Source organism: Porphyromonas vaginalis, assembly GCF_958301595.1.
Lineage (GTDB): Bacteria > Bacteroidota > Bacteroidia > Bacteroidales > Porphyromonadaceae > Porphyromonas > Porphyromonas vaginalis.
Genome location: NZ_CATQJU010000001.1, coordinates 1,370,346 through 1,387,694, shown reverse-complemented (window position 1 = coordinate 1,387,694; position 17,349 = coordinate 1,370,346). Strand labels below are relative to the sequence as shown.

Here is a 17,349-nt window from a genome sequence, read left to right as displayed (position 1 = left end):
AGGTGTAGGCTCGAGACAGGCACGCTACATTATGACCCTCAAGCAATTCATATCGGTCTCACGACCATACAGTTGGCCAGCATCGCTAGCACCGATAGCAGCAGCCATCGCTTTGGCTTGGCTACAGGGTGGCTCTAACTGGCTCATAGCGACGCTCTGCCTAGTTGTGGGACTGTCAGCGCAATCCTTCTCCAACTGCTGCAACGACTACTACGACTTCAAGCGTGGTGCTGACGGAGCGGGACGCGTGGGCTTTAGTCGCCCACTCGCCTCGGGTCAATTGCGAGAGCGTGACATCATCGGGGTGGCACTCTTTTGGGGTCTCATTGCAGCCGTAGCGGGGGTGACCCTTTGCCTGCAGACCAACCCGTGGCTCCTCCTCCTTGGGGGGCTCATCATACTCTTCGCCTGGATGTACACAGGTGGCCCCTTTCCGCTTGCTTACCTAGGGCTAGGCGATGTGGCGGTGATGACCTTCTACGGCTGGGTCGCCGTGATGACCACTTACTACCTCCTGACGGGAGCGGTCACGACACAGAGCTTCCTCGTGGCAACAGCTATGGGTGCCGTGGCAGTCAATATCCTTGTGGTCAACAATTACCGAGACTACGAGGAGGATCGCAAGAACAATAAGCGAACGAGCATCGTGCGTCTGGGTCAAGAGTTCGCCCCAAAGTTTTACTTGGCCAACATCCTCCTCGCATGGCTCCTCTCCATCGTCGCCTTCAAGGGGAACATCTGGGGCATCGTCCTACTGCTCCCCTACCTCCTCTACGCGCTATCCGTATACCGTCAGATGATCCATGTGACCGGCAGCCAGCTCAACGCTGTGCTCAGGCGCACCTCTATGGGTGTCGTCTTGCTAGCCGTCGTACATATAGCAGCCTATCTGATTGACGGGCTGTTGCTTTAGTCGAACATTTCCCCTTTATCCTTATGTCTTCTACAGACCTCTCCTCATATCGTCTAGATTTCCCACTCATACAGCACTACGCCTCCGCGCAGCCTGGCTGGGTCTACCTAGACAGCGGTGCCACTACACAAAAGCCCCAAGTGGTCATCGACGCCATCACCGAGGGCTACACACGATACAATGCCAACGTCCACCGAGGCGTCTACCAGCTCAGCCGTGAGGCGACCGACCGCCACGAAGCGGCGCGCGCCACGCTGGCGCACTTCATCGGAGCCTCCGACCCTAACGAAGTAATCTTCACACGCGGCACCACCGAGGGGCTCAACCTGCTAGCCTCTACGGCTGGCGAAACGCTCATCGACCCCGACGACGAAGTGCTGATCACTGCCATGGAGCACCACGCTAACCTCGTACCATGGCAACAGCTCTGCCTCCGCAAGGGAGCGCATCTACGTGTTGCTCCGCTTCTAGCAGACGGCTCGCTAGACCTACCCGCCTTTGAGGCACTACTCACCGACCGCACCAAGATCGTCTCCGTGGCGCATGTGAGCAACGTCCTCGGCACGGTCAATCCCGTCGCACAGCTAGCCCGTTTGGCTCACGACAAGGGTGCTATCATCATCGTCGACGGAGCGCAGTCTGCGCCCCACATGTCGGTCAATGTGCAGGAGCTGGGCATCGATGCTTACGTCTGCTCCTCGCACAAGGTGTACGGTCCCACAGGCATCGGCATCGTATGGGGACGTCGTAAGCTCCTCGAGCAGATACCGCCCTACCAGTATGGCGGCGAGATGATCGAGCATGTATCTTTTGAGGAGACCACCTTCAACGAGTTGCCGTACAAGTTTGAGGCTGGTACGCCCGACTTCATCGGTTCGCACGCTTTTGCCACGGCCGTTGAGTACCTCTCCGCTATCGGCCTGGATCGCATCCACGCTTACGAGACGGAGCTCCTAGAGCATCTCACGCAGATCATCAGTCAGGAGTCGTCGCTCGAGATACTTGGCACCGCCCCTGGCAAGGGAGCCGTCGTCACCTTCATCAGCCATCAGGCGCACGCTTACGACCTCGGTCTGCTCCTAGACCAGCAGGGCGTAGCACTCCGCACGGGGCATCACTGCGCTATCCCGCTCATCGAGGGGATGGGACACCACGCTACGATCCGTGCCTCCCTCGGGCTGTACAACACGCACGAGGATCTAGAGATCTTTGCAAAAGCACTACGACGTGCCCTCACCATGCTAGGCTAAAGGTGCCATGCCCTTACTACATCGCTACGCATCGGACGGACTCATCGAGTGCGGCTGTGACGAGGCTGGACGAGGAGCCCTCGCTGGCGACCTCTATGCGGCAGCAGTCGTCTGGCCCGACACGCTAGACCATCCGCATCTGCGAGATAGTAAGAAGCTCACAGCAAAGCAGCGCGAAGAGCTGCGCCACTTCATCGAGGAGCATGCCACAGCGTGGGCAGTAGGCGTGGCAACCGTTCAGGAGATCCAGCGGATCAACATCCTCCACGCCTCTATGCTCGCCATGCAACGCGCTATCGAGGCTTTGCCCTGCACACCCGAACGTCTGCTCATCGACGGTAACTACTACGATCCACGCCCCGACGAGGTCGAGTACCACACCATCGTCAAGGGCGACGACCGCTACCTAGCCATCGCCGCTGCCTCTATCCTGGCCAAGACGCACCGAGACGAGTATATGACCCTGCAGGCGCAAGAATACCCGCACTACGGCTGGGAGCAAAACAAAGGTTACCCGACAGCGCAGCACCGTGAGGGGATACGCCAGTACGGCTCCTGCCCCTTGCACCGACAGGGCTTTCAGCTCTTGCAGCCCGAGCCTCTATTTGACCTTGAGCAATAAGTTTCGTACCTCAGGCATACACTATAAAGAAGAGAGACATCATGAATAACCCAAGCAATCAAGCGAAGCGCAAGCTAGTCATCCTCACCGGCGCTGGCGTCAGTGCCGAGAGTGGCATATCCACCTTTAGAGATAGTGACGGACTGTGGGAGAACTACCCCGTCCAGGACGTAGCCTCTATCGAGGGCTTCATCCGCAACCCCAAGCTGGTGCTAGACTTTTACAATGCACGTCGCCGCGACTATGTGGGCTGCGAACCCAATGCGGCACACTACGGGCTAGCCGAGCTGGAGCGTCAGTACGACGTAACTGTCGTGACGCAGAATGTGGACAACCTCCACGAACGCGCTGGCAGCAGCAAGGTGATCCACCTTCATGGCGAGCTGATGAAAAACTGCTCCGTGCGCAATACCCAGAAGACTTATCCCGTAGACCCCGAGCACCCCGACCTGCATGTGGGCGATCTCGCTCCCGACGGGTCGCAGCTGAGACCTTTTATCGTATGGTTTGGCGAGGCGGTCCCGATGATCGAGCCAGCCATTCGTGAGGCTAGCCAGGCAGACATCATGGTGGTCGTGGGCACTTCGCTCAACGTCTACCCCGCCGCGAGCCTCCTCGCCTACGTACCCAACGGCACCCCCATTTACCTCATTGATCCCAAAGAGGTCAATACGCACGGCATCGCTCATGTCACACATATCCAGAAGGTAGCCACACAAGGGGTCCAGGAGCTACTAGAGATCTTGATGCCCAAGTCGTAATAACCCCACTTCACCTCATGTCCACCCACATGTCACCACAGCTCTCTAGGCAGCATCTCACGAGGTTGCTGTTGCTCTTCTCTTTCGTTGCCATGAATCTCTTCTGTAGCTGCCAGCAGCAGGAGCGGTACCATATATCAGTATACACCAATGTACAGGGGGGTGCCGACCCGCCAATGATCAAGCTACTGCTCGATGGCAAAGCTATCGATAGTAGCTATGTGCACAAAGGGAGGGTTACCCTCAAGGGCAACTATGTGGACAGCATGAGCCAAAACTTAGCCTACCTTGATCTGCCTGGCGAAGAGCCTATCCCAGTCATCCTCACGACGGAACCGCTCACCATTGATTTCACCCAGCGTAAACTACTCGAGGGCGACTATCTCAACAAAGAGCTAAACCGTCTCTATGACTCTCTCGACAGCCTAGGCAATGTCTTCAAGCTAAAGCTCGCAGTCATACCCCCTGATAGTGCACTCTATGATGCCTTCGATGAGGACTTCAAGACCTCTATCGATGACTACATCGTCCTCGCTAAGGACTACTGCCTGCGCCACCCCAACGACCCAGTGGGGATCATCGCCACTGTGATGCTCCTGACGATCAACTATGAGAGCCTCCTCGAGATGGTGCCTTTCGTGCGCAGCTCTATGGGACCTGTCGTACTGAACAATCGCGAGGTAGCGCTGTACCTACGCACCGTAGACAACTTCTACGAAACCGCTCCTGGATCGCCTATGGTAGACCTGACTCTAGAGACGCTCCAAGGGGATACGACCAAGCTCTCGGAGCACCTGGTACCAGGCTGCTACACCCTCGTACATTGCTGGTCTGGTTGGTGCAGGCCTTGTCTCAACGAGATGCCCAACCTGATCAAAGCTTACAACACATACCATGAGCGAGGATTGAACATGGTCGGTATCTTCCTCTGGGACGAAGCGTACAATCTAGAAATGTTGCTGTGTGACTATCAGCTGCCATGGACGCAACTCTACGACCCAACCGCCCAAACTTCTATCACTTACGGCATCTATAGCATTCCCGAGATCATGCTGATAGCACCCGACGGAACGATAGCAGCACGCTCGCTGAGAGGAGCCGAGCTCTTCGACACGCTAGACTCGATCTTTGGCTAAGTATGATCTCGCAGCCGCCCATAGACCCACGCCTAGACGAGCGAATGATGCAGCTAGCACTCCAGCAGGCTCTCATCGCCTACGAAGCCGACGAAGTGCCTATCGGGGCGGTCATAGCGGTAGGCACACGCATCTTAGCAAAAAGTCATAATCAAGTCGAGCTGCTCAATGATCCCACGGCTCATGCCGAGATGCTTGCCATCACGCAGGCGACAGCAGCCATCGGCGGCAAGTACTTACCGCAGTGCACACTCTACGTGACCGTCGAGCCGTGCCCGATGTGCATGGGTGCCTTACGCTGGACACAGATAGGACGCATCGTCTATGGCACGACCGACCCCAAGGGCGGCTATATGCGTTATAGTGACGCGCTCCCCCACCCCAAGAGTGTCGTCGTGGGGGGCGTCTGCGAGGAGGAGTGCCGTGAGCTGATGGTCTCCTACTTCAGACGAAAGAGACGCGTGTAACCCTTAACGGGGACGGACGCCATCCGACTAGGCACTAGACGTGCGTTCCAATAAGACGAGTGCAGGTGACGGAGGAAGCGACCGCTTGCGGTCGGACGAATCATAGCCCCCAGTCGAAGGAGCAAAGCTCCGAACGACTGGGGGACACAGGGCGTATAAAGGGGGGACGACCTCCCCTGGCGGGAGGTCGGACTGGAGCTGTAGATTCGTCTAGTCCGACCCACAAGGGGTCGATAAATCAGGTGACGTCTAGCGTCCGTGGGTCGTTCGGGGCTTTGCCCCTCCGACCCACGGCTATGATTCGTCGGACCTCTTGCGAGGTCCTTCTGTGTGTGTCTGTCTATTATGCTGCTGATATTACAGCATTTGATGGCTGGATTTGTCGTGTTGATGTGATTCGTGTAGGGGCGGACCTGCGTGTCCGCCCGCAGAATAGACTACGCTCAGGTGAGGACAGGCGGACACACAGGTCCGCCCCTACGATGGAAGCCCCCACCCCGACGAGCGGTTCACCCGAAGAGCAGTCGACCGAACTTCCGAAACGAGAAAAAACTTCGCTTTTTATTTGCATATAAACTTAGAAAGCAAAGGGTTACTCGTTACAATCCTTCCGAAACTAGTGCTTTTTGGAGGTCATGATGTTGAGCACGAGACGGTCTGTCTCATTCATACCCACACGACCTATGCTGGTTAGGTTGTCTATCGTCTGATCCACATCATCGTCCACGATGCCCTCGCTACCCGTGACCACCTTCTGCTCCATCGCCAGCAAGGCAGAGAACATAGCCGTGCTCACACCGCTCGACACCTTCAGACTACAGCTCGGCTTAGCACCGTCGCAGAGGAGACCCGTGATATTGCCCACCATGTTCTTCACCGCATAGCTCACCTGCTGCTTATTACCACCGAGCAGATAGGTCAAGCCACAAGCAGCGCCCGTCGAGGCGACGACACAGCCGCAGAGTGCCGAGAGGCGTCCCAGCTTCTGCTTGATATAGATCACCATCAGATTACTCAGCATCAGGGCACGGACAGTCTCTTCGTGCCCTTTCTTTTGCTCCTTGGCAAAGGTCAGCACTGGCATCGTCGCCGTGATACCTTGGTTACCACTGCCCGAATTACTCATCACGGTCACAGGTGCTCCGTCCATGCGGGCATCGCAGGCAGCACTCGTCGCCGAGATGATCTGCGTCAGGGCCGAATTACCTAGATACTTACGACCCAAGTCACTCTGCACCATACGCCCCACGGCGTGCCCGTAGTTAGACTTCATCGAGAGGCGACTAGCCTCCGCATTAACCTCCGCATCAGCTAGGATAAACTCTATCTCCTCCAGCGGAGCCGTCGTAGCGAAGTCGTAGACGAGAGAGAAGTTGAGCGCGAGCTCCTCATCGTCGCTATCTTGCTCCTCCTGCTGCCCTATCGGATGATCCTCTAGGACCTGATCACCCTTGGCAAGGTAAGTCAGATGGTCATGCTTGCCACTGATGATCGCTGTGGCACGCTCGCCACTAGTCGTCTGGATCGTCACCTCAGCATAGAGCTTGTCGACAGGCTCCGGCTTCGTGCCGATGGTGATTATCTTAGCCTCTACCAGCCGCTTAGCCTCAGCTAGTTGCTCAGGCGTAAAGCTGTCTAGGAGTGTGAGTCCCTTGTCCGGCTGTGCGATGACGATGCCGAGAGCGATTGCTATGGGTAGTCCTATCATGCCCGTGCCTGGTATACCCACACCGAGCGCATTCTTGAGTACGTTGGGGCTCAGCAATACCGATACGCTATCTGGTGTAAAGTTGCCCAGCGTAGCACTAGCGTAGGCGGTGCAGAGCGATACAGCTACTGGCTCCGTACAGCCTGTAGCGGGGACCACCTCTTGGTGGATGAGCGAAATGATCTCCTGGCGTAAAGCTGGAGTCAAATTATTGGTCGTCTTCATAATGTAAGGAGGAATATGCTAGTTAAGGATTTGTCGCTTCGTAATCGCTCCGTGTCACATAGATCAGCGAGGTAGCGCCGAGCGTGATCACATCGCCCGACTGCAGCTCACGGAAGGTGTCTGGCAGGTACTCGACACCAGCGACGAAAGTACCCGTCATACTATCCAAGTCCTGTATGATCGCCTGCCCATCAGGCTCTATCGTGATCTGGCAATGGTTGCGCCCCAAGCTGGGGTCGCTACTATGTATCGGTGTAGTGACCGAGGTGCCACGTCCGTTGTAGCTACCTATCGTGTTGCACCCCTCGTAGAGTGGCAGCAAAGCTGCGTAGGCAAAGTCGTTGGCGATCAACTGGAGGTAAGCCCGCACTGGCTCCCCCTCGGGAGAGAGGTCATCATAGCGCGCGTTGAGATGCTCTAGCGTCGCACCCCTAAGGCGAAAGCGTAAGCTCTCGGAGCAGGTCGGGCAGAGCATAGCAACCTTACCACGGCAGTCAGCATTGGCGAGGATCGTCTCTTCAGAGATCTTAGTCGTACAGTGAGGACAGAGGATATAGTTCACGGAGATGTGTGCGAAAGTTCGTTCTTGCCTACAAATTTACCACAAATATACCAGCTAAGCTCACTTCGCGCGGAGCCGCTCGCAGTTCGTACATTCCACCCGCTAATGCAATTTCTCAAGAATGATGTTTTTGATGACTTCATTGGGTGTCTTATAGTTTAGGTTTTTACGGGGTCTATTGTTTAGTAGGTTCTGAAAGCGTCTAAGGTCAGCGTCAGTTAAGTCTTCGAAAGTAGAGGCCTTAGGAATAAACTGGCGTAGCAGTTTGTTTAGGTACTCAATATGAGGCTTATCCCAGGATTGATAGGGGTGGGCAAAGTAGACGGGCGTTTTGAGAGACCTCTCTATGGTCTTAAACTTGGCAAACTCACTTCCATTGTCGGTTGTGATCGAGTGTAGCAGTCCCATCTTCTTGTAGTACCTCAGAGCTTTATTCACCTCTCTGGCGAGAGCTTTGGCATCCTTGCCATGCTCCAGAAGTCGTATGATAGTAAAGCCTGTAACACGCTCTACAAGCGTTAAAATTGCTCCTTTCTGCTCTTTGCCTATAATGGTATCCATCTCAAAATCTCCTACTCGTGCCTTCTGGTCAATGCACTCAGGACGAGTCTCTATGGACTTTCGCTTAGGCCAGTCTGTTTTTATTGGTACGGCCAGGCGTCGCTTGCGATAAGCTAGCCCATGCCTTGTGTGTTTGTAAAGCTTGCCTCCAGCTTTCTTGTCTTGATGCAGGAACTTGTAAATGGAGGTCTTACCGACCATCGGCTTGCCCTCCAGCTTTCGCCTTCCAGCAATTTGCTCTGGAGACCATTTATGCTCTACAATGCACTGGACAATATCAGCTTTCATAGCATTCGTCAATTTAGCTCTTGCCTTGTTCTTCCAGTCTTGTCGCTCTTTGGCAAACATCTGAGCCTGAGTAGGGCTATAGTTGCCAGCGGGTGTCAAGTTCCTCTTAATCTCTCTACAGATGGTGCTAGGGTGTACTCCTATGACCTCTGCGATCTTTTTTTGAGGCGTGTTAGTCTTCAGAAGAGCAGCAATTTCGTATCTTTGCGCTTGGGTTAGATGCATACTTGTATATAGCTAAGTTTTTGTTTCCACAGCAAATATACTGCATTAACCTTAAAGGGACGGTGAGCGCATCGTCCCTTTTTTCGTCTCGGCAGCTCGCTACCTGCTCCTCCCGCCCTCCTAGGAGAGGAGGGGGCGTCCGGAGCAGGGCGAGCTCCACTCCAAATTGCATTTTGGAGTGGAAAATACGGTTTCCTACCTATGACACTAGAGTTTCTTCCGTATGGAACTGGAGTTTCATACTTATGGAACTGGAGTTTCATACCTATGAAACTAGAGTTTCACCTAGGTAAAACTAAAGTTTCAGCCTCATGCACTGACAGTTAGTCCAAAGCGCAAAATTCAGAAGTCTCACGAGTAACGATATGCTTTCTAAGTTCATATGCAAGTAAAATGCGAAGTTTTTCTCGTTTCGGAAGCTCGGTCGACCTCTCTTCTGGTGAACCGCTCGGCGGGGTGGGGTCTCCCACCGTAGGGGCGGACCTGTGTGTCCGCCCGTCCTCACCTGAGCGCAGTCTATTCTGCGGGCGGACACGCAGGTCCGCCCCTACACAAGCTACGTCAGCACAACAATTCCACTCATCAAACGCTGTAACCCCGTTCTCCGTAGGGACTACACGTATCGCTGTAGTACAACGAGACTGTTGCAAAAGTCAACAGTCACACAACGTGAGATTTGCTCGCAAAGCAAAGGGGGCGACACCTAGACTCCTTGGTCTAAGTGCCGCCCCCTTTATTAAGGTTCGTTTGCTGACCCTACTAGGCGGGATCAGTCACCGTGACTAGTACTTGATCTCCTCGTCTTGACCCATCTCGTGACGGGTGATCTTCTTGCGGTCTATGGCGCGCCAAGCGTAGAAGATGTAGGCGAGGACAAACGGGATCAGTAGCGATACGATGCTCATAGCCTTCAGCGTGTAGGGGCTGGAGCTACTGTTTTGGATCGTCAGCGAACTATTGATATCTGCTATCGAGGGGTAGTAAGCGGTATTGTTGTACCCGAGGATGAGGAGCAAGCTCAGGACAGCGAGGACGACACCGACACCTTCGAGCCAGATACCCTTGCGAAAGCCTTTCTTGACCAGCGTGAGGATTACGCCAGCTAGAACCAGTACCACGCCCACGAGGAAGAGGACGAGGATTACGGGCATAGCGAGGAAGTTGTGCAGGTACTTGTACTGCACGAGGCTGACAGCTCCCGTGCTGGGGTCTACATCGTATCCCTTGGTTACCAAGAGGAAGACCACATAAGCGACGAAGAGGACAACGAAGATAGCCGCATTGGGTAGCAAGCTCTTGCGAGCACGCTCATAGGCAACCTCATCCTCGATATTGTTGATGAAGTATAGGAGCGCCGTGGTGCGTGCCAGGAAGAGGAGCGTCACACCGAGTACCACATTCCAGGGGTTGAAGATCGCCTCCAGTCCGTGTAGCTGTAGCCCTGTGAGTGGGTCTGGCTGCCAGACGGAGATGGTCTGCATCGAGGCTCCGAGGTCGTAGATAGCACTCTTGTCCACGATGAAGTTACCGCCCGTGAAGAGCGTCGAGACTGCAGCACCTAGGAGTACCGGAGCCAAGACACCATTGATAAAGAGGAAGGTCTGGAAGGTCTTCTTGCCCCATACGTTGCCATGCTTAGACTGATACTCGTACGATACAGCCTGTATGACGAAGGTCAAGCAGATCAAGATCCATACCCAGTAAGCTCCACCGAAGCTAGTCGAGTAAAAGAGCGGGAAGGAGGCAAAGAAGGCACCTCCGAAGGTGACTAGCGTCGTGAGGGTAAACTCCCACTTACGACCCGTCGAATTGACGAGCATGCGCTGCAGCGGCTCGTCACGACGCGCTGCAAAGATAAAGGTCTGTCCGCCCTGCACAAAGAGCAGGAAGACAAGCAGGGCTCCCAGCAGTGAGACTAGAAACCACCAGTATTGCTGTAGAAATGCGTAGTCCATTATGATAGTGTGTCTATGGGATTAGTGATTACTTACTCTCACGCTTGCTAAAGAGCTGCTCCACATCATTTAGATGAGACTCAGGGCCATGCTTGATCGCTTTGACCATGATGCTCACCTCTGCGATGAGGAGGATCGTAAAGAGTACGGCAAAGATGATGAACGTGGTCATCACATTGGCGGGTGCGAGCTTAGAGACAGCGGCATTCAGCGGGAGCATATCCTGGATAGCCCATGGCTGACGACCCATCTCGGCGACGACCCATCCGGCTTGACTGGCGATCCACGCTAGCGGGATGCAGATGACCGTGATGATGTGTAGCCAGCGATAACGTGCAAACTCCTCAGCACTCTTCTTACGCTGCAAGATCGAGATGAGGAGGAGGACAAGAATAAAGAGGAAGCCGCAGCCGACCATGATACGGAAGGCGTAGTACATGAGCGGTACGTTAGGCACGAGGTCTGCCTTGTCCTGGACATAACCATAGCCAAAGTGGTCAAAGTTCTCCTGTATGATCGCATTCTGACGCTCCATCTCGGCAGCATCACCAGCCTTCTGCGCTTCACCATAAGCAGCTAGGGCCTCGATAGCTACCTTGCCACGACGCATACGCTCATCAGCAGAGAGTGCTTGGTTGCCATTTTGATCATAGTAACCACCCTCTAGGATGTTGTTGATGCCAGGCACGTAGCCATCGGTAGAGCGGGTGCCAAGCCATGAGAGCATAGAAGGCATCTTCATGTTGAAGACAAATGGATCTTGGTGCTCCTCAGCGAGTGGCGTGAGCTTGTCACAGTCGAGCAGACCGATAGCACTGAGCCCTAGGCCCTTGCCGTCAGCAGTCTTACCTTCGGGGGTGCTTTCGCCAGCATCGTAGAGAGCCTCCATAGCAGCGAGCTTCATAGGCTGACGCTGAGCCACGTTGTAGCCAGAGGTATCTCCCGTGAAGACCGTGAGCAAGGCAGCGACGAGTCCGAAGGGAGCGATGATACGACTATTGGCCAGTGCAAACTCCTTGTGCTTGCCACGAAGGATGTAAATGGCACAGATACCCAGCGCAAAGACAGAGCCGAGCACCCAAGAGGAGATGGTCGTATGCCAGAACTTATTGACCGCTGAGCTAGAGAATGCCACAGCCCAGAAGTCGGCCATCTCGCTACGTACGGTAGCGGGGTTGAAGGTCATACCGACAGGGTCTTGCATCCAGGCATTGGCAACAAGAATCCAGACAGCCGAGATGGTCGCACCGATGACGGTTAGCCAGGTAGAGGCTAGGTGAAAGCCACGGCTCACCTTATTCCACCCGAAGAACATGACTGCGATGAAGGTCGCCTCCATAAAGAAAGCTAGGATACCCTCGATAGCTAGCGGAGCTCCGAAGATATCACCCACGAGCCAGCTGTAGTTAGACCAGTTGGTACCGAACTCAAACTCGAGGATGAGTCCCGTGGCGACGCCGATGGCAAAGTTGATACCAAAGAGCTTCTGCCAAAACATAGCCCAACGCTTCCACTCGGGGCGATTGGTGCGATAGTACTTAGTCTCGGCTATCGACATGATCACACCCAGTCCGAGTGTGAGCGGCACAAAGAGCCAGTGATAGCATGCGGTCAGAGCAAATTGCAATCTAGACCAGAGGAGTAAAGCATCTACATTCATTATGCTATATAGTTAAGTTAGTGATTGTCGTGATGGAGCGTGTCAATGACAGGTGCCGTAAGCTGATGCTGCACGAACTCTATCTGCGCCTCCCGGTCTCCCTGCTCCGCAATAACCCGCGGGAAGAAGATAGGACGCAAGATGGCAAACATGATAAAGAGCTTAATGGCTACAATAATCCACAGCAGACGGCTCGTGCGGCTTTGACTCCGCAGTCCGTCACGATAAAGGTCGTAAAACCAGCGAAGCACCCCACGGGACTTGCGCGCTGTACCAGTAGATTCTGTATCCATACTCATTGATACTATCTGAAATTCGTGACAAATGTAGTGTTTCTACACTAAAGAAGAGGTCTGCTGGTGGAATATGTCATAAGAAAGAACGATTTTGTCAAGTCAACCACGCCTTCCCCTCCCTATTGCGAGGATAGACTCGGGGATGATCTGGTGTAGCCAGTCGATCACCTCGCCATCGGTCGCCTCCTCGGCAAGCGCTACGATGATGGTGTCGTACCCGGCCACGCTACCGAGCGTGAGCGACGACAAGGAGCTGTCGAGGATGGTCGCTATAGACTGCGCAAAGCCGGGCTCCGTGCGGATCACCAGCATCTGCCCCGAGAGGGCATACGAGCGGAAGCCGACCGTCGGAGAGATTAGTCCCGTGGGCTGCGTCGTGACAGCGTCAGCCTGCGGCATCAGGGGGAGCTGATAGCACGACTTGAAGGAGCCCGGGCGCACCCCCTTGGTGGCACCCAGCTCAGAGAGGTAGGTCGAGAGCGTCCCCTGCGTGATGGAGATGTTACGTCCTCGCAATAGCTCGAGGAGCATCGCTTGGTCTGTTACTTCGTGGGTCCTCAGCAGGTCGGCGATGACCCCGAGCCGCTGACTCTTCGTTTGCTTACTCATACTACTCCAATTCTTCTATTTCTTATCAAGATTGTAGCTCTTCGTCAGCCTCAGTGCCATCATTGTAAAACTGTGCGCCTGATGCCACATCCGTAATAACCTGTCTGAAGATCTCTCCTTTGCTCCAACTCCACTTGAAAGGTCCTACTCGGTAGTCTGTCAGCTGCTCTCCTGATGGACTAAAGAAGGCACTAGCCTCTCCCTTGAATATGGTAAAGCCAGCACCATTATAGCAAGCCTCACAATTGTCTATCGGGAAGTCTGTAAGGCTTTGACCTGTCGCTCGATTAATTACAAATAGCTCTTCGCCCTTTGCGACTAGACTCCAAGGGGTACTAGGACATCCTAGCGTGAGGAGCTTGTACTGAGGGAACCGCTGCTCAAACTCCTCAACCAGTGCAAAGCACTCTTTGAACGAGTCGTGATACTTAGTCTCATAATCTGCTAAATCAGCCTTTCCTCCGAACATGCTGATGTCAAACTCATGAACCTTAGCGTCCTCTTCATTCTTTCCGAATGCTAGCCAAGAAGCGAAGCTTCTGTCCTTGAGTTCTACGAGGCGACTATTCCACGAGTGATACTCATCGCAGACCCATCCCTCAGTAAAGCCAAATATCCTAGCTGCATCAAAGGAGTCGTTGCGAGCCCATAAGTAGGGATAGCCATGCTTGTCAAATTCCATAGGCCAGAAGTAATGGCTGTATCTAGCGTTGATCCAAATATCCCAGAAGCCTTGCTCCATAAGACAAGTAGCATTAAGCAGTGGTATTTCAAAACTATAGTCGGGATACTCATCCTCTGGATCTAAATGCTCAGCCCAATCGTCCGAGTCCGAGTTACGGATAGTAATCTCAGAGACAAACTGCTTCCGACCTCCGAAGTAACTGATGACTCTATCTATAGTTTGGTTAAACACCTCGAGAGCTAGCTTATTGTCATCTATGTTGTAGCACTCGTTCGGTAGTATTAAGCTTAAATCAACACCCATATGCTTCTAGACTTGTAATAATTTCTCTTGCTGCACCTGTTCTCGGCAATAGTCATGTCGCTGCAATCTTTCTGTCAACACACGTACCAAAAGATTCGCTCACCAAATCTATGTTCCAGTTCCTCTCTAGTGGACTGATTAAGATTATCGCACCCATATAAAGCTCCTTGTCCCATGGAGGTGACAGAGTCAGGAATTGTCAACGAGGTAAGACTAAAGCAATTATAGAATACACCATCTCTAATGGAGGTAACTGAGTTGGGAATGATATAAGGAGTTTGGCTGGAACAGTAGGCTATAAGTTGACTTTTATCAGCTGTAAAGAGAACATTGTCTTCCACATAAAAGTGTGGAGATTGATTATCAAGCTGAAGAGTTAGCCCTCTAAATGGATTAGATCCAATTGTTGTGACGGACTCGGGAATCGTCAACGAGGTAAGACTCTTGCAATACTCAAATGCACTATTTCCAATGGAGGTGACAGAGTTTGGAATCGTCAACGAGGTAAGACTCTTGCAATACTCAAATGCACTATTTCCAATGGAGGTGACAGAGTTGGGAATCGTCAAAGAAGTAAGACACTTGCAATGCCCAAATGCGAAGTCTCCAATGGAAGTGACAGAGCCGGGAATCGTCAACGAGGTAAGACTCTCGCAATGCCCAAATGCCCAGTCTCCAATGGAGGTGACAGAGTCAGGAATCGTCAACGAGGTAAGACTCGAGCAACTTACGAATGCTGAATCGCCAATGGCGGTAACAGAGTTGGGAATCGTCAACGAGGTAAGACTAGAGCAATCCCCAAATGCACTGTCTCCAATGGAAGTGACAGAGTTGGGAATTGTCAACGTGGTAAGACTAGAGCAACCTGAGAATGCACTATTGTTAATGGAGGTGATAGATTCGGGAATCGTCAACGAGGTAAGACTCTCGCAATACCCAAATGCCCAGTCTCCAATGGAGGTGACAGAGTTTGGAATCGTCAACGAGGTAAGACTCTTGCAATACTCAAATGCACTGTTGCTAATGGAGGTGACAGAGTTGGGAATCGTCAACGAGGTAAGACTCAAGCACCTAGAGAACGCCCATTCTCCAATAGAAGTGACAGAGTTGGGAATCGTCAGCGAGGTAAGACTCAAGCAGCTTGCGAATGCACCGCTGCCAATGGCGGTGACAGAGGAGGGAATCGTTAACGAGGTAAGACTAGAGCAACCCCAGAATGCACTGTAGCCAATAGAGGTGACAGAGTCGGGAATCGTCAACGAGGTAAGACTATCGCAACCACAAAATGCTTTGTCTCCAATGGAGGTGACAGAGTCGGAAATGCTATAAGAAGTTTGGGTAGAGCAATAAGCTATGAGTTTCTTCTTATCTGCTGTGAAGAGGACATTATCTTTCACATGAAAATGTGGAGATCGATTGTCTAGCTGAAGATTTAGCTTTGAGAATGGATTAGCCCCAATCGTTGTAACAGATGCGGGAATCGTCAGTGTGGTGAGACTAGAGCAACTCTCAAATGCACTGTTGCCAATGGTGGTAACAGAGTCGGAAATCGTTAACAAGGTGAGACTAGAACAACCCCAGAACGCTGCGTTTCCAATGGAGGTGACAGAGTTAGGAATCGTCAACGAAGTAAGGCTGGAGCAACTCTCAAATGCACTATCTCCAATGGAGGTGACTGAGTTGGGAATCGTCAACGAAGTAAGATGATAGCTCCTTGAAAACGCTCTGTCTCCAATTGTTGTGACTGAGTTGGGAATCGTTAACGAGGAGAGACGGTGGCACCAATAGAACGCTCCATCACAGATTGCCGTGACAGTACTTGGTATCGTATAGGAGACTAGATCTCTAGGGGCTTTTAGTAGGCGCTTGCGGTCGGGGCTGAACTTGACGCCATACTCGTCGGTGTAGGCTTCAGCTCGGTCTTCGTCTGTGACTTTGGTGGAGAGTGGCACGACGACGGGCTTCTCGGGGCGGGTTGTGGAGAAGAGCTGGAAGGAGGTGGAGGCGAGGCTTTGCTCTGCATGCGCTAAGACGAAGAGCCCCACAAGTTTGCAGAGATCCTTGTCCCCGACGAGCTTCCAGATCGCTTGCATCACTTTGCTCTGTGCTAAGTCACGGTAGTCACTGGCACTGAAGAGAAGACGGTCGGGAGCTCCGTACTGGTCGAGCAACTGCGAGTCCAAGGCGATGGCTCGTAGCGAGAGCGCAATGGAGGCTAGCGCAAAGTCATCGATCGTAGCGTCAAACAGCTCAGGGATGCGAAGCGGATGACGAAACTCCTCCGTGCCTAGCGTTGGCGAGCTCTCGCCCTGCATGCTGGGCACAAACATCCCATCGTAGTCAATCAGCGTGAGCGTACCCGTGTCGGAGACCATAATATTGTCCGGCTTCACATCGCCATGGGCGAAGGGCTGACTGCGCAGGTAAGCTGCTAGTCGGCAGAAGCGGTAGCAAAGCATCTCCATAGCGTATGAGTCACGATAATGCTCACGGATGTACAGCTCCATCGTACACCCCTCGACCCAATCCATCAGCAGCACAGGGAACTCCGACTCACTACTCACGCTGCTATCGACAAAGAGCTCCCGCTCGTAGTAGCGCATCGAGGTGAAGTAGGTCGTGCCAGCCACCTCCAGCTCCTCCTCGATCTTGCGATAAGCCTCTGCCCGTCCCTCTTGCTCCTCGGTAAAGCATTTGAGCGCATAGAGCTGCCCCGTGTGAGGATCGCGCATCTTAAAGACCACGGCAAAGGCTCCGCTACTGCGGTACGGCTCCCCATGCTCGTCCTGCACCACCTCTAGATGCTTCAATTGGTCTAGGTTTTCACTCGCATGCGTGATCGCACTGACATACTCCGACAATAATGGGTACTGCATCTCTTTAGATTATCTCTCTATGACACTTTCAATCGTTGCGCAAAGCGAAGAGGAAGGGGGTACATCCTACTGAGGCGCAATAGCAGTCGTCCCTCCTCGCCCTCGCCTCACAAAGGTAACACATTTGGCCTATAAGGGGGGTATACAATAAATGCCTTTCCGTCTTGCGTTTTATGCCCTCAACAATCGCCCCTGGGTACTCCTGCAGTAGCTTCTCTTGCTTCCTGCGCCTATTCGCTACAATAAT

15 protein-coding genes are annotated in these 17,349 nt (G+C 53.2%); 6 read left to right on the top strand and 9 right to left on the bottom strand.

From position 1 onward, the window contains the following. The first annotated feature begins 31 nt into the window (after positions 1-31). From menA to Q2J34_RS05480, 6 genes are read left to right on the top strand one after another with little or no spacing between them, the layout of a single operon-like run. Positions 32-913, top strand: a complete 882-nt coding sequence (gene menA, locus Q2J34_RS05505; protein WP_300969492.1) for a 1,4-dihydroxy-2-naphthoate octaprenyltransferase — start codon at positions 32-34, stop codon at positions 911-913. Between the two features lie 23 nt (positions 914-936). After that, complete coding sequence (locus Q2J34_RS05500) at positions 937-2,163, top strand: aminotransferase class V-fold PLP-dependent enzyme (RefSeq protein ID WP_300969491.1); 1,227 nt, start codon at positions 937-939, stop codon at positions 2,161-2,163. 7 nt (positions 2,164-2,170) lie between these two features. Further along, complete coding sequence (locus Q2J34_RS05495) at positions 2,171-2,785, top strand: ribonuclease HII (protein WP_300969490.1); 615 nt, start codon at positions 2,171-2,173, stop codon at positions 2,783-2,785. Between the two features lie 41 nt (positions 2,786-2,826). Further along, positions 2,827-3,546: an SIR2 family NAD-dependent protein deacylase gene (locus Q2J34_RS05490; RefSeq protein WP_298887876.1), complete on the top strand. Its 720-nt coding sequence runs from the start codon at positions 2,827-2,829 to the stop codon at positions 3,544-3,546. A 29-nt stretch (positions 3,547-3,575) separates the two neighbouring features. Continuing rightward, on the top strand, positions 3,576-4,682 hold the full coding sequence (locus Q2J34_RS05485; RefSeq protein WP_298887880.1) for a TlpA family protein disulfide reductase: 1,107 nt from the start codon (positions 3,576-3,578) through the stop codon (positions 4,680-4,682). Between the two features lie 2 nt (positions 4,683-4,684). Continuing rightward, a complete protein-coding gene (locus Q2J34_RS05480) occupies positions 4,685-5,149 on the top strand; it encodes a nucleoside deaminase (RefSeq protein ID WP_298887882.1) in 465 nt (154 codons plus the stop codon). 616 nt (positions 5,150-5,765) lie between these two features. Here the strand turns inward: Q2J34_RS05480 and Q2J34_RS05475 are convergent. From Q2J34_RS05475 to Q2J34_RS05435, 9 genes are all read right to left on the bottom strand, one after another. Next, the gene (locus tag Q2J34_RS05475) at positions 5,766-7,064 is read right to left on the bottom strand and encodes an L-cysteine desulfidase family protein (RefSeq protein WP_298887893.1); all 1,299 of its coding nucleotides are present in this window, start codon (positions 7,062-7,064) and stop codon (positions 5,766-5,768) included. A gap of 40 nt (positions 7,065-7,104) precedes the next feature. After that, positions 7,105-7,644 carry an FHA domain-containing protein gene (locus Q2J34_RS05470; protein WP_298887884.1) on the bottom strand — a complete coding sequence of 180 codons (540 nt, stop codon included), beginning with the start codon at positions 7,642-7,644 and terminating at the stop codon, positions 7,105-7,107. A gap of 102 nt (positions 7,645-7,746) precedes the next feature. Next, positions 7,747-8,718, bottom strand: coding sequence for an IS30 family transposase (locus Q2J34_RS05465; protein ID WP_300969182.1), 972 nt, complete (start codon positions 8,716-8,718; stop codon positions 7,747-7,749). 782 nt (positions 8,719-9,500) lie between these two features. After that, positions 9,501-10,673, bottom strand: a complete 1,173-nt coding sequence (locus tag Q2J34_RS05460) for a cytochrome d ubiquinol oxidase subunit II (RefSeq protein ID WP_300969489.1) — start codon at positions 10,671-10,673, stop codon at positions 9,501-9,503. A 28-nt stretch (positions 10,674-10,701) separates the two neighbouring features. After that, positions 10,702-12,333, bottom strand: coding sequence for a cytochrome ubiquinol oxidase subunit I (locus Q2J34_RS05455; protein WP_300969488.1), 1,632 nt, complete (start codon positions 12,331-12,333; stop codon positions 10,702-10,704). 17 nt (positions 12,334-12,350) lie between these two features. Continuing rightward, on the bottom strand, positions 12,351-12,626 hold the full coding sequence (locus Q2J34_RS05450; RefSeq protein ID WP_299369261.1) for a DUF4492 domain-containing protein: 276 nt from the start codon (positions 12,624-12,626) through the stop codon (positions 12,351-12,353). A gap of 102 nt (positions 12,627-12,728) precedes the next feature. Continuing rightward, positions 12,729-13,238 (bottom strand): arginine repressor, encoded by a 510-nt coding sequence (locus tag Q2J34_RS05445; protein WP_296930964.1) that lies wholly within the window; start codon positions 13,236-13,238, stop codon positions 12,729-12,731. Between the two features lie 25 nt (positions 13,239-13,263). Next, a complete protein-coding gene (locus Q2J34_RS05440; RefSeq protein ID WP_300969487.1) occupies positions 13,264-14,226 on the bottom strand; it encodes a hypothetical protein in 963 nt (320 codons plus the stop codon). A 74-nt stretch (positions 14,227-14,300) separates the two neighbouring features. Next, positions 14,301-17,102, bottom strand: coding sequence for a leucine-rich repeat protein (locus Q2J34_RS05435; RefSeq protein ID WP_300969486.1), 2,802 nt, complete (start codon positions 17,100-17,102; stop codon positions 14,301-14,303). Between the last annotated feature and the right edge of the window lie 247 nt (positions 17,103-17,349).